This is a genomic window from Belliella marina, assembly GCF_042682445.1.
Classification (GTDB): domain Bacteria; phylum Bacteroidota; class Bacteroidia; order Cytophagales; family Cyclobacteriaceae; genus Belliella; species Belliella marina.
The window spans coordinates 38,508-51,443 of the sequence record NZ_JBHUHR010000031.1; the positions used below are offsets into that span (position 1 = coordinate 38,508).

Consider the following 12,936-nt stretch of genomic DNA (forward strand, 5'->3'; position numbering starts at 1 on the left):
GGATGCTTGAATTTAGTTTAAATGATTAAAAAGCAAAAATTAATTTGACTAACGGTGAAACTATTTATAGGTTTTCCATCATTAATTTTTCCAATTCCTCATATGTGAGCCATTCTGACATGTCTTCTATCGCTTTGGTACCATAATTTCCCAGGCCATTATTACGGCTCTCCCTAACAAATGCCATCCATAGCAATGGATCTTTGTTGAATTGGATGGCTTCTTGGAGAATTTCATAGCGTTTGAGGGATTCTTTTTCCCGAAGGGCTGCCTGCAATACCATTGGTGTCAGGTAAGCATTCTTTGTTTTAGGAAGTTGAGGTTTCAATAGCCTCTCAATTTTTTCTGATTGGACATGTTCGTTGCCTTCCTGAAGTATTGAGAGCAGTTCCTGAAATTCTTCCTTTGTCCAGGTGGCCTGACTTCCATTGACCAATATTTTTTCCAATTCATTGACCTCATGTTGGTTCAGTCCGTGGCATTTATATAGGATAATATAATTGGCCAATTCAGTTTTGAATGTTTCGGTAGTCAAACCACGAAGTGTCTCCAATAACCTATCCGTTGTACTTTGGTGGAATCTGCTCAGAATCCTGTATAGTTTAGTCTGGTCATTTTCTATCAATCCACCATTTTCGTCCCATTTCATCCAATTTGGAAATTGCAAACTTGCTTTTTGTTGCAATCCCGCTGCTACCTCTGGTTTTCCGTTGAAATAGAGAATGGCTAAGTGATGCGGTTTGAAATGAAGGTAGCCATCCGATGCGGCGACTGTCAGGTCGACGGCTGCCTTTCTGAAATCCAACTGGCTTGCCAAAATATCTGCTGATATCACGTGGTACTTTGCAGCATCATTGGGGAAGGTATAGGATGCACCTGACAAATACTTCAGGGTTTCGTTGATTCTATTCTCTTGGTATACCCTGACCAATCTGGTTTCCCAATAATTCCGTTCCTCATAACTCGTCTGTTGCTGGCTGATCAGATTGTTTAGGATGCTTAGGTCTTGGTCAAAATCGGTGACTGCTTGGTTGGAAAATTGGTTCCGAAGCAGGGATGAAGTGATGACAAATTGATCAGGTAGTTTTTCCGTGTCTAGAACAAATTCCGCAAAATCCCCCAATTTGTTTGCTTTTGCCAACTGGTTTATTTGTACTATAAGGTTTTTGGATGCATTCTCTGGTGTTTTGCTTTCCAAATTATGCTTGACCTCCAATGCCAACATATTGGCATGGATTGCATGGTCTTTCGAATCGATCTTTCCCAAGGTTTCCATTGCCTTCCCGGCTTGGTCGGTTTTTGAATAGAGCAAGGCCAAATTATTCAACAGCATAGGCTGGTTTGGATAATATTCCAATCCTTTTTCCAAATAGAAAATTGCATCAATGGTTTTGTCTGCCTGATGCAGTCTTGAGCTTATCAAAAGGATATTGGGGATATTTGGAGCATAGTCGAAGCTTTCTTCCAAGTGCCTCAATGCGGTATTTTGTTGTTTGTCCTGGAGGTATAGGTGGGCAACGGTGTTTTTTGCACGGTCATTTTTGAAATAATTCATCCAAGAATCTTCATAAAGGATCCTTGCGTGCTGAGGCCTACCCGATTGGTAAAAATAATCAGCCGTCAAGTTTGAGGAAGCTGCTTTCAACTGTAATGCAATGACTGCATCCGCAAAGATCACCAAGATGACTATGAACATGGTTGCTCCAATCCGCATGTGGAAATATGCAAAAAACTGCGGTTTGAAAATCACTTTTTCAATGGCTTCCCCACTGTTCAAAATGCTGGAAAAATTGGTCATGATGTAAGCAAAGAACAGAAGGGAGAGCGAAATTTGTCCGTACAGAAATGTATGGTTGAAAAACTCAATCAATGGCTCATTGTAGGTGTGGATTGCCTTGCCCCAGGTCCAAGTGGCAATCCCAAACCCTACCAGATAAAATGACTTCCCGATCAGTGGATCCCCATAAACCTGTTGTGTTTGGCTGATTTTGTAATCCAAAACAAAATATCCGATAATACCTGCAATAAGCATGAGTATTATTGGAGGGATCGTTGGGAAGGGGAGGTTCACTTCCCCCATTGTCGCCAGTAATGTGTAGAGAACCAGCAAGAAATAGAGGATTGAAATTGCTGTGATGTGCAAACTGATTTTAAGTTTGACATCTTGGTTGAGTTTGATTAGAAAAATACTGCTGCCGGATACAACGGCATGGCCGATATGCAGCATAAAGAGTACAGCAATAAATGCAATCGGCAATGTTATGTTTTCTGACAGAAATAGTTTGGAAGCTTCCATGTTAGTCAAATACAAAAGCAAGGAAAGGGTGCCTATGAGGCTGGGTAACACAACCAGTAAGCGTTTGGAAAGATTCCAGTCTTCACAATAGAAATGGATGATTGTCATTGGAATCAATGTTCCAATGAGAAGAATAATCAATGGGTAGTTTGTGGAAAGTCCCCCGATGTTCAATCCATTGACTCCTGAAAATGTAAAAAAAAATATAATCCCAGCACTTCCTGCGATAAAGTACATTTTCTTCAAGGTACTGATCAATGCCAAACCCAAACCTACAAACAGAACCATCAAAGCTCCAAAAAACAAGCTGAATGTACTGCTGAGGATTGGGGGAAGGGATTCGTAATTTTGGAAAAGGAGGAAGTTCTCAATCTCCAGATTGATGATATCAGTGCCTACCTTGAAATAGGATAGGGGGATGTTGATTTTTTCTGCGAAAACCCCCGGTAGGATCGTCATGCCTCCATTATCCCAGACAAACAGGTGCAACAACAGGAAAAGGCCTCCCAGTGCTGCTAACAAAGCGGGAAGGCCTTTGAATAAGATAGTATCTAAATTCCTGGAGAGTTTCAATGACATCATTCCATCACCTTAGGAACCCTGAAATAATCTGAGTCACGTTGTGGGGCATTCTTAAGACCACTTTCATGGGAAAGGTGTTCTCCGACTTTGTCTTCCCTCAATACATTCACCTCAGAGGACATGGTTGTGATTGGCTCAATATTGTCTGTGTCCAATTCGTTTAGTTGCTCCACCCAATCCAAAATCTGACTCATGTCTTGGGTCATTTTTTCAGCACTTTTTTCGTCAAATTCCAATCTAGCAAGGTGTGCTATTTTTTTCAGTGAATCTACGTCTATTTTCATATTATCTTAAAGCTTATTTTTCTGTTTTATTGTCTTTCCAAAGTTGATTTTGAATGATGTGGTAGGCTTGCTCCCTTATCATCGGAATATCTTTGGAAGTCAGGCCATCTGTAAGGATTGGTTTATGAAACACGATTTTACCTGCTTTGAAATTCAGAAGCAGTTTTTTTTCGTCGGGCAAAATTAAATGATTATAAGATAAAGTTACAGGAATTATAGGGATTTGTTTGTCAATCGCCAAAGTAAATGCTCCATCCTTGAACCTGTTGAGTAGTGGTGGTTGGGCAGAAGTCATCCCCCCTTCGGGGAAAATCACGATACTGCTTCCATTGTCTATTGCTTTTTTTGCCCTGATCAAGACTTCCCCCCGGCTTCTAACACTCTCCCGGTTGACGGCAATGTGGAGATTTTTGAAATAATAACCGAATAGGGGGATTTTTCTCAGGGAACTTTTGCCGATAAATACCACATCACCTGGGACGAAACCCATCATGGCGATATCTATATATGAAAAATGGTTGGCGATAAATACATATGGCTGTCCTTTTTTGACATGTTTTTTTCCCTCAAATCTCACTGGAAGGCAAATCAGTACAAAATATAGATTTGCCCAAAATCTATTGATCTTCCTGCCGTATTTCTGCTGTCCCGGTATCCATATCGTAATCAGCAACAGCGGAAACAAGAGTAGAAAACTCACGCAGAATGCAATGAAGGCATAGATGGTATAGAGTGTCCTAAGGAAATGCATCTTACTTATTGATCATATGGTTGGCGACTTGCACAAAATAACGCATCATGGCCTCTTTGGTATTTTGGTCCATTTCAATTTTCTCCATTGCCGCAAACATGCAGTTGAGCCAACTGTTTCTCAAGTCTCCACCTATTTCCCATTGAAAATGCCGTTTTCGAAGCATGGGATGGCCACGTTGCTCTGAATAGGTCTGTGGTCCACCGAATACTTGCTGCAAAAACAAGAACAACCTTTCTTCCGCAGGAGCCAAATCCTCCGGGTATAGTTTCAACAAACTGGGGGTGTTGGATACACCTTCATAAAAATAGTGTGCTAAATCCCTGATTTTATCCTCGCCTAGCGCTTGATAGATCGATTGAAATTCATGCATTGGGTGACAAGTATGTTTAGTTTATAAAAAAAGACTGCCATGAAGACAGTCTTTTTGTTATTGCTTGTTGCGTAAATCACTTTTTGATAACAGAGAAATCAAAGTCCTCCAAAAACTTGGTTGTAAAATCACCAGCTTTGAATTTTTCGTCATCCAAGAGTGCAATATGGAACGGAATGGTGGTCTTGATTCCATCAATCACAAACTCCTCTAAAGCTCTTTTCATCCTGACGATTACCTCTTCCCTAGATTGGCCACTTACGATTAGTTTGGCAATCATAGAATCATAATTGGGCGGAATGACATATCCTGCATACACATGGCTATCAATTCTTACCCCTCTTCCACCAGGAAGATGTAGGTTTACAATCTTGCCCGGGCTTGGCCTGAATCCGTTGGCAGGATCTTCGGCGTTGATTCTACATTCCATGGCATATAGCTTGGGGAAGTAGTTTTTGCCGGAGATTTTTTCTCCTGCAGCTACTTTGATCTGCTCTTTGATCAAGTCAAAGTCAGTGACTTCTTCTGTGATCGGATGCTCTACCTGGATACGGGTGTTCATTTCCATAAAGTAGAAGTTCCTGTTCTTGTCAACCAAGAATTCTATGGTACCTGCGCCTTCGTAGCCAATCGCTTCTGCCCCTTTGATGGCAGCAGCACCCATGGCTTCTCTCAACTCGTCTGTGATGAAAGGGGAGGGGGTTTCTTCTACCAGTTTTTGGTGTCTTCTCTGGATCGAACAGTCTCTTTCAGATAAGTGACATGCTTTGCCGTTGCTGTCACCTACGATTTGGATTTCTATGTGTCTTGGTTCTTCTACAAACTTTTCCAAGTAAAGGCCATCATTTCCAAAAGCTGCACCCGATTCCTGACGTGCGTCATCCCATGCTTTTTTGAATTCACTTTCTTGCTTGACGATACGCATACCACGACCACCACCACCAGCCGTAGCTTTTAGGATCACAGGGTAGCCCATATCATTGGCAAGTTTGATTCCCTGTTCGATGGATTCAAGCAATCCTTCTGAACCGGGGATGGTAGGTACACCAGCTTCTTTCATGGTTGCCTTGGCCGTAGCTTTGTCACCCATTCTATTGATCATGTCGGGGCTTGCTCCGATGAATTTGATCTTGTATTCTTCACAGATTCTCGAAAACTCAGCATTCTCGGAAAGGAATCCATAACCTGGATGGATTGCATCTGCATTGGTGATCTCTGCCGCTGCGATTATTCTGGGAATATTGAGGTAAGATTCCTTGCTTGGTGCAGGGCCGATGCAAACTGCTTCATCTGCGAACCTGACATGCAAGCTGTCTTTGTCTGCCGTAGAATATACTGCTACAGTTTTGATCCCCATTTCCTTACAGGTACGGATGATCCTGAGTGCAATTTCCCCTCTGTTGGCTATTAGTATTTTTTTAAACACAATTAATCAGTTTTGTGAAACAAAAAGAAATTATCCTGCTGGATCAACCAAGAATAATGGCTGGTCATATTCTACAGGTGTAGCGTTGTCAACCAATATTTTGACAATCTTGCCCGAAATCTCAGATTCAATTTCATTAAAAAGCTTCATTGCTTCTATGATGCAAACAGTCTGCCCAGCTTTGACACTATCCCCAACATTGACAAAATTATCAGAATCAGGGTTTGGTGTTCTGTAGAAAGTCCCAATCATTGGAGATTTTATTTCCAGGTACTTAGAAGTATCTTCTTTTGGGGCTGCAGCCGGTGTAGGTGGAGTCACCGGAGGGGCAGCTTCTACAGCTGCAGGGGTTGGAGCTGGTGCTGATACAGGTACAGAAGAAATGATCTGGGTTTCACTGTTTTTTTTGATTGAGAGTTTGAACTCGTCAGTCTCAATTTTTACCTCGGCTAGGCCAGAATTTGATATAAAATCTATTAAATCTTGAATTTCCTTTGCTTTCATAAGTTATCTAGTTTTCGGAAACCATTTATAGGTTTCTGTTTTTGATTGGGTCAAAAATCGTATTGATATGTAATTTAGCTAAATCAAGCAGTTTTACGAAATTATTTTACTCTTTCGGAATAGGAGCCATCTCTCGTGTCCACTTTGATCATAATATCTTGCTCCACAAAGAGCGGCACCATCACTGTGGCACCCGTCTCAACGATAGCAGGCTTTAGGGCATTTGTAGCAGTGTCTCCCTTGATGCCAGGTTCGGTATAAGTAATCATCAATTCCACAAAAGGAGGGAGCTCGACAGTCAATGGAGTCTCGGTCTCGGCATGGATAAGTACATCCACCATTTGTCCTTCCTTCATCAAATTGGCCCTTTCGATCAATTTTTCATCAATCCGGATTTGCTCGTAGGTATCATTATCCATAAAATGTAAGCCCATATCATCGGCATACAAATATTGATGGGATCTTTTTTCCACACGGGCAGTTGTGACTTTTTCACCGGCGTTGAAAGTCTTATCCAATACTTTTCCATTGGTCAGACTTTTCATTTTGGTTCTGACAAATGCAGCACCTTTACCTGGTTTGACGTGCTGAAATTCTGTGATGGTATAGATGTCATGATTGAATTCAAGACATAATCCATTTTTAAAATCTGCGGTACTTGCCATTATTGATTAACTTATAGGTTTAAATTTATTTTGGGTCGTAGCCCCATTTCAGGTAGATAGAACCCCACGTGAATCCACCACCAAATGCGGCTAGGATGATATTGTCTCCTTTTTTCAATTGGGATTCATAGTCCCAAAGACACAATGGTAGGGTGCCTGCGGTAGTGTTTCCATACTTTTCGATGTTCATCATTACCTTGTCAGGGCCTACACCCATCCTATTGGCAGTGGCATCGATGATTCTTTTGTTTGCTTGGTGCGGTACGAGCCAGGAGACATCTTCCGGGGTTAGCCCATTTTTCTCCATGATTTTGGCACTCACTTCAGCCATATTGGTCACGGCAAATTTGAATACCGTAGAGCCTTCTTGAAAAGCAAAGTGTTCTCTTGCATTCACTGTTTCTATTGTCGCGGGTTTTCTGCTTCCTCCAGCTTTCATGTGAAGGTAAGGTGCACCGGATCCATCTGCATGTAGCATGCTGTCCATGATTCCGACATCTTCGGTGGTAGATTCCAAAAGTACAGCGCCACCACCATCTCCAAAAATAATACAGGTTGCCCTGTCTGTGTAGTCTATGATAGATGACATTTTATCTGCACCTACGATGATCACTTTTTTGTGCATGCCTGTTTCGATAAACTGACTCCCCATCGTCAAGGCATATAAGAAACCAGAGCAAGCTGCGGAAATATCGAAACTGAAGCTGTTTTTTGCGCCTACGTTATCTGCGATGATATTTGCAGTAGCGGGAAATGGCATGTCTGGAGTGACTGTGGCACAGATGATAAGATCGATGTCTTCTGGGTTGGTATTGGTCTTCTTAAGCAATCCTTTTACAGATTCGCTTCCGATGACAGATGTGCCTTGATTTTCCCCTTTTAAAATTCTCCTTTCTTTGATTCCTGTTCGGCTGACAATCCATTCATCGTTGGTGTCCACCATGGTTTCCAATTCTTGATTGGTCAGGACATATTCAGGGACCCAGCCATGGACTCCGGTAATTACTGCTCTTGTTTTTTTCATTAAGTGTATGGTTTAGACAGCCCATTGATGTTTTGGGTACATTTATGGTGCTGACTTACAAGTTTTTGTCTTGTTGGAAAAGGTTTGTCAAGACATTCTTGCTCTGTTTAAGGTTTCAAAAATATTTAAAATGTGCTGTACCACCAAGCTTTTTGAATTTTGAATTGGATTGTTACACGGTTACTTCCTTATAATCAAGGGTATATCCCCTCAATTAAAAGAAAAAATCCATTCCGATGCTTCGAAATGGATTTTCTATAAAAGGCCTTTTATATTGATATGAATTATGCGAGAACTTCCTTCTCCATAATTACCTGTCCTTTGTAATAAAGTTTACCGTCAAGCCAAAAAGCTCTGTGTGGTAAATGGAATTCACCAGTAGTAGGACACTGTGCCAATGCAGGAGCAGTTAGCTTATAATGTGTTCTTCTCTTGTCTCTTCTGGTTTTCGAAATTTTTCGTTTAGGATGCGCCATCTCTATGTAATTTTAGATTAATCTTTTTTCTTTAAATTTTTTAATTTTTCCCACCTGGGATCTGTGTTTTCATCTGAGTCATCTTCCGTTTCATTTTCGTCCGAAAATTTCCCGTCAGATATTTCATTTGAGATATATACCAACTCACCGTCTCCTTCAAAATCCTCTTCATCCATTTCTTCTGCATAATCTGGATGAATTTTCTTTGCCGGTATGGCAAGTAAGATAAATTCGTATATCAATTGGGCTACATTGATACTAGGTGTATCTCTTGTAATCATCAATACGTCATCAGTGATTTCAATTTCCTCGATACCGTACTTATAGATGATCTTTGCTTCTGTAGACAATGGAAAACCAAACTCTTCCAGACTTCTATCACAAGTCAATATGACATCACCTTTGATTTCAAATGTTGCCTCCATCAGAGAAGTTAGCTTGTCTAGATGAACCGTTGCTTGGAGCGTTCCCCCATGCAAAAATTCAGAAGCTTCGAAATGCTCGAAAAACTCTTTGTCAACCGCAAAGGTAAATTCATGCTTACCTTCTTTGAGTTTGATGATGTCTATGTTATAGTTTTTCAAGAATTTCATCTGACCTCCCCTTATTTCAAGACCGCAAATTTAGGCATTCCTTTTAGAAATATGAAATTTGCCATCAAAATATTTTCATTAATCTTCTTCTTCCCAATTACCTTTGTTTTTGATGATGTCATATGCCTGCATGATAGCTGCCCGCATGGAGCCTTCATCTGCCATGTTTTTTCCTGCTATATTATATGCTGTGCCATGATCTGGCGATGTCCTGACGATCGGAAGGCCTGCCGTGAAATTGACACCTGTCTCAAAAGCCAGTGACTTGAAGGGGATCAAACCTTGGTCATGATACATGGCCAATACCCCATCAAATTTCTTCTGATGCATCATCCCAAAGAATCCGTCCGCAGAATATGGCCCAAAAACCAAATGACCTTTGTCTTTGAACTCCCGGATGACAGGTTGGATGATACTGATCTCTTCATCACCCAGCAAGCCTTCTTCTCCAGCGTGTGGGTTGAGTCCGAGTACTGCGATCCTGGGCTTGTTGATCGCAAAATCATCCGTCAATGACCTGAGCATGAGGTTGAGTTTTGTCCGTATACTCTCAGTATTGACATGCTGGGCCACATCTTTTAAAGGGATGTGTCCGGTGACTATACCCACACGGACATCTTCGGCCACCAAAAACATCAAGCTGTCTTTCGCGCCAAAGGAAGCAGTCAGGTATTCAGTATGGCCGACAAATTTCAGTTCTTTTGTATTGATGTTGTTTTTGTTCAGCGGTGCAGTTACCAAAGCATCAATTTTGTTGGCTTTCAAATCTTGGATTGCATGATCCAAAGCAGCTAAGGCCAATTTCCCAGCCTCATGTGTTTCTACCCCGGGTAGTACCTCGGGGCTTTCGTCCACGACATTGATCAGGTTTATTTTTTTGTGGTGGACTTCATCGATGGATTTGATTTGCATGAAATTGAAATCCTCCAATTCCAGTTGCTTTCGATAAAAAGTAATTGCCTTTCCATGGGCATATATCACTGGAGTGACCAATTTTTGTATTCTATTGTCAAGAAGTGCTTTCATGGTGACTTCTGCACCGATACCATTGATATCTCCAATACTGATTCCTATGACGGGCTTATTTTTCCTTTGATTCATCTATTCGAGGCTTACCTTATTTATATTTGTTCCTACATTCGACATGTGCCACAAGACTTCCTCAATCAAATAATTTTAGACCTTTGTGATTATTGTCGTATTTTTGACCTGCAATTTATATAAAAATATTAGAGATAACGCATGGAAAAAGTCAAACCTAAAAAACACCTTGGTCAGCATTTTCTTACTGATCTGAGTATAGCGGAGAATATCGCCAAGGCAGTCACTGGGCATGGAGGGGTTAAGAAAGTCCTCGAAATAGGCCCTGGCATGGGAGTGTTGACTGATTTTCTGTTGGTTCAAAACTGGGATTTGTATTTGGTTGATATAGATAAGGAATCTATCGCATACCTAAACCTCAAATATCCGCAGCTCTCTGATAAGATCATTGATGGGGATTATTTGAAGGAAAATTTCGAACCGATCATGAATGGTCCCTATGCTGTTGCAGGAAACTTTCCATATAATATTTCTTCACAGATATTTTTCAAAATACTGGAAGTGAGAAATCAGGTGACAGAAGTGGTATGTATGTTGCAGAAAGAAGTGGCAGAGCGGATTGCTTCGCCAAAAGGGAACAAAAGCTATGGGATCTTGTCTGTGTTGCTTCAGGCATTTTATGATATAGAATATCTATTCACAGTTCCCCCAGGTGTATTCAACCCTCCACCCAAGGTGAATTCCGGGGTGATCAGGCTTACAAGGAATAGTACAAATAAATTAGATTGTGACGAAAAACTCTTTTTTAGAGTCGTAAAACAAGGTTTTAGTACCAGGCGAAAGACATTGAGAAATGCCATCAAAAGCATGGGGATCTCTGATGAGCTCAAAGCAGATCCGGTTTTGGATCTGAGGGCTGAGCAGCTTGGGGTAGAGGATTTTGTCGCATTAACCAATAAAATTCAGGAATCTTGGAACCAATAAAAATTTTTGAGTTATCAAAAGAGTACTTGGAAAGCCTCCGGGCTGCCATAGAACTCGAAGACAATGATTTCATCAAGGAATCTCTTGATGGGGTCAATGAGGCTGATATTGCTGCACTTCTGGATGAGTTGAATATAGATGAGGCGCTCTATGTGCTGCGCTTGTCTGAGGCAAATGTAGCAGCCGACATATTGATTGAGTTGGATGAGGACTCTTTGATCAAAGTTGTCCGGGAAATGGAAGCCCCTGAACTTGCGCATTATATAGATCAAATGGACTCTGATGATGGGGTTGATATCTTGAATCTGTTTTCTGTAAGGGAGCGGGAAGATATCATCAGCTATTTGCAGGAAAAGGAAAAGTCTGCGCATATTCTTGATCTCCTCCGTTATGATGAGGATAGTGCGGGTGGTTTGATGGCAAAGGAATTTATAAAAGCCAATCAAAACTGGAATGTGATCCAGACAATCGAAGAAATAAGAAGGCAGGCGGAAAAAGTTGAGAAAATCTTTTCGATCTACGTGGTAGACAACAAACAGCACCTGTTGGGAAGGGTTTCTTTGAAAAAAATCATCTTGGCTTCTTCAGAAACAAAAATAGCGGATATCTATGAACCTGAAGTTGTCTCCATTCCGACACACATGGACGAAGAAGAGGTAGCTGAAATCATGCGGAAGTATGATTTGGAATCTGTTCCGGTGGTAAACTCAAAAAACAAATTGGTTGGAAGAATTACTGTCGATGATATCTTGGATGTGATCCGTGAGCAATCCGAAGAGGACATACAGGCAATGACCGGTATTTCTTCCGATGTAGAAGAATCGGATAGTATTTTTAAGATTTCCAAAGCTAGGCTTCCTTGGCTTCTGATAGGGGTAATAGGGGGCTTGTTGGGATCTCAGATTATAGATATTTTCGAGGATGGATTGCGAGAATACGTGACGCTTGCAGCATTTATCCCTCTTGTAGCAGCTACCGGAGGAAATGTAGGTATCCAATCCTCTTCGTTGGTCGTACAGACACTGGCTACCAAGTCGGTATTCGATGATACGCCTTGGCAGCGGTTTATCAAAGGCTTTTTGATAGCCTTGTTGAATGGGGTCGTGTTGGGGGTTTTTGTGTTTCTGGTAGTCGTTTTTGTCCTAGGCAATGAGCGGATATTTGGATTGACGATAGGGTTTTCCATGTTTTGTGTGGTGCTGATGGCTTCATTTATGGGGACTGTGACACCACTTGTGCTGAACAGGTTTGGTATTAACCCAGCGATGGCATCAGGCCCATTTATCACCACAGCAAATGACCTTCTTGGATTGGCAATCTATTTTGGGATAGCGATGTGGTTTTTGAAGCTCTAGGGAGAGAAGCAAGAGACAAGAAGCAAGATTCAAGACAGGGAAACCACGAAGTGCCTGCCTGCTGCAGGCAGGGTTAAATTTCGATTAGCCCTGTATGAAATGCAGGGAAAATGATATGAATATTCCATCATGGTTCATTCAACCCTGAAAGGGTTGAATTTCTTCAATTCCAAGTAAAAGTATCAAGTAAAATCAGGACGTGACAATCTCGCAAAGGTCTCAAAGGTGCAAGTTACTCTAAGTAAATAGTAATAAGATGTGAGACAGAGACACAAGAAACGAGACACAAGTGACAATCGAGAGAGAAAAAGGGATACAAACCCCGAATGGGGTTAAACCTTGAGTAGCCCCGTATGAAATGCGGGGAATTTGGAAAGAGTACCCTTCATGGTTTTATCAACCCCGAAGTGGGTTGAACTTCTTCAATTAAATGAAAAAAAGTGTCAAGTAAAATCAGGATGTGACAGAGACGAGAAGCAAGATGCAAGACACAAGACGTGAACCCAATACGAGAATAGACAGATTGCTTTTGCCCTGAAGGAGAATTTGAATGACATTTAGATTTAATAGGTGAACAGACAT

Annotated in this window: 13 protein-coding genes; 2 read left to right on the forward strand and 11 right to left on the reverse strand. The window is 41.3% G+C overall.

Features of this window, described 5'->3' with window-relative positions:
• Window positions 1-64: 64 nt before the first annotated feature.
• The 11 genes from ACFSKL_RS10805 to pdxA form a co-directional block, all read right to left on the reverse strand.
• Window positions 65-2,878 carry a tetratricopeptide repeat protein gene (locus ACFSKL_RS10805; protein ID WP_376886144.1) on the reverse strand — a complete coding sequence of 938 codons (2,814 nt, stop codon included), beginning with the start codon at window positions 2,876-2,878 and terminating at the stop codon, window positions 65-67.
• The gene (gene gatC / locus ACFSKL_RS10810; protein WP_376886146.1) at window positions 2,875-3,162 is read right to left on the reverse strand and encodes an Asp-tRNA(Asn)/Glu-tRNA(Gln) amidotransferase subunit GatC; all 288 of its coding nucleotides are present in this window, start codon (window positions 3,160-3,162) and stop codon (window positions 2,875-2,877) included. Before gatC ends, ACFSKL_RS10805 begins: the two co-directional genes overlap by 4 nt.
• A gap of 13 nt (window positions 3,163-3,175) precedes the next feature.
• Window positions 3,176-3,913, reverse strand: a complete 738-nt coding sequence (locus tag ACFSKL_RS10815; RefSeq protein WP_376886147.1) for a lysophospholipid acyltransferase family protein — start codon at window positions 3,911-3,913, stop codon at window positions 3,176-3,178.
• 1 nt (window position 3,914) lies between these two features.
• Entirely contained in the window at window positions 3,915-4,286 is a 372-nt protein-coding gene (locus tag ACFSKL_RS10820) for a globin domain-containing protein (RefSeq protein WP_376886149.1), read from the reverse strand.
• Window positions 4,287-4,362: 76 nt separating this feature from the next.
• The gene (gene accC / locus ACFSKL_RS10825; protein ID WP_376886151.1) at window positions 4,363-5,712 is read right to left on the reverse strand and encodes an acetyl-CoA carboxylase biotin carboxylase subunit; all 1,350 of its coding nucleotides are present in this window, start codon (window positions 5,710-5,712) and stop codon (window positions 4,363-4,365) included.
• 30 nt (window positions 5,713-5,742) lie between these two features.
• The gene (gene accB / locus ACFSKL_RS10830; RefSeq protein WP_376886152.1) at window positions 5,743-6,216 is read right to left on the reverse strand and encodes an acetyl-CoA carboxylase biotin carboxyl carrier protein; all 474 of its coding nucleotides are present in this window, start codon (window positions 6,214-6,216) and stop codon (window positions 5,743-5,745) included.
• A 101-nt stretch (window positions 6,217-6,317) separates the two neighbouring features.
• Complete coding sequence (efp, locus tag ACFSKL_RS10835; RefSeq protein ID WP_376886154.1) at window positions 6,318-6,881, reverse strand: elongation factor P; 564 nt, start codon at window positions 6,879-6,881, stop codon at window positions 6,318-6,320.
• A gap of 25 nt (window positions 6,882-6,906) precedes the next feature.
• Complete coding sequence (locus ACFSKL_RS10840) at window positions 6,907-7,905, reverse strand: beta-ketoacyl-ACP synthase III (RefSeq protein ID WP_376886157.1); 999 nt, start codon at window positions 7,903-7,905, stop codon at window positions 6,907-6,909.
• Between the two features lie 284 nt (window positions 7,906-8,189).
• A complete protein-coding gene (rpmF, locus tag ACFSKL_RS10845; RefSeq protein WP_188441423.1) occupies window positions 8,190-8,381 on the reverse strand; it encodes a 50S ribosomal protein L32 in 192 nt (63 codons plus the stop codon).
• A gap of 17 nt (window positions 8,382-8,398) precedes the next feature.
• Window positions 8,399-8,974 (reverse strand): YceD family protein, encoded by a 576-nt coding sequence (locus ACFSKL_RS10850; RefSeq protein ID WP_376886159.1) that lies wholly within the window; start codon window positions 8,972-8,974, stop codon window positions 8,399-8,401.
• A 78-nt stretch (window positions 8,975-9,052) separates the two neighbouring features.
• The gene (gene pdxA, locus ACFSKL_RS10855; RefSeq protein ID WP_376886160.1) at window positions 9,053-10,075 is read right to left on the reverse strand and encodes a 4-hydroxythreonine-4-phosphate dehydrogenase PdxA; all 1,023 of its coding nucleotides are present in this window, start codon (window positions 10,073-10,075) and stop codon (window positions 9,053-9,055) included.
• A 141-nt stretch (window positions 10,076-10,216) separates the two neighbouring features.
• Here pdxA and rsmA point away from each other — a divergent pair, with 141 nt between their 5' ends.
• Window positions 10,217-10,999 (forward strand): 16S rRNA (adenine(1518)-N(6)/adenine(1519)-N(6))-dimethyltransferase RsmA, encoded by a 783-nt coding sequence (rsmA, locus tag ACFSKL_RS10860; RefSeq protein ID WP_376886162.1) that lies wholly within the window; start codon window positions 10,217-10,219, stop codon window positions 10,997-10,999.
• The gene (gene mgtE / locus ACFSKL_RS10865) at window positions 10,987-12,354 is read left to right on the forward strand and encodes a magnesium transporter (RefSeq protein WP_376886164.1); all 1,368 of its coding nucleotides are present in this window, start codon (window positions 10,987-10,989) and stop codon (window positions 12,352-12,354) included. Before rsmA ends, mgtE begins: the two co-directional genes overlap by 13 nt.
• Window positions 12,355-12,936: the final 582 nt, after the last annotated feature.

Coding starts and splice junctions, on each gene's coding strand:
- ACFSKL_RS10805 (WP_376886144.1), bottom strand. CDS start 2,878: ATGATGTCATTGAAACTCTCCAGGAATTTAGATACTATCTTATTCAAA.
- gatC (WP_376886146.1), bottom strand. CDS start 3,162: ATGAAAATAGACGTAGATTCACTGAAAAAAATAGCACACCTTGCTAGA.
- ACFSKL_RS10815 (WP_376886147.1), bottom strand. CDS start 3,913: ATGCATTTCCTTAGGACACTCTATACCATCTATGCCTTCATTGCATTC.
- ACFSKL_RS10820 (WP_376886149.1), bottom strand. CDS start 4,286: ATGCATGAATTTCAATCGATCTATCAAGCGCTAGGCGAGGATAAAATC.
- accB (WP_376886152.1), bottom strand. CDS start 6,216: ATGAAAGCAAAGGAAATTCAAGATTTAATAGATTTTATATCAAATTCT.
- efp (WP_376886154.1), bottom strand. CDS start 6,881: ATGGCAAGTACCGCAGATTTTAAAAATGGATTATGTCTTGAATTCAAT.
- ACFSKL_RS10840 (WP_376886157.1), bottom strand. CDS start 7,905: ATGAAAAAAACAAGAGCAGTAATTACCGGAGTCCATGGCTGGGTCCCT.
- rpmF (WP_188441423.1), bottom strand. CDS start 8,381: ATGGCGCATCCTAAACGAAAAATTTCGAAAACCAGAAGAGACAAGAGA.
- ACFSKL_RS10850 (WP_376886159.1), bottom strand. CDS start 8,974: ATGAAATTCTTGAAAAACTATAACATAGACATCATCAAACTCAAAGAA.
- pdxA (WP_376886160.1), bottom strand. CDS start 10,075: ATGAATCAAAGGAAAAATAAGCCCGTCATAGGAATCAGTATTGGAGAT.
- rsmA (WP_376886162.1), top strand. CDS start 10,217: ATGGAAAAAGTCAAACCTAAAAAACACCTTGGTCAGCATTTTCTTACT.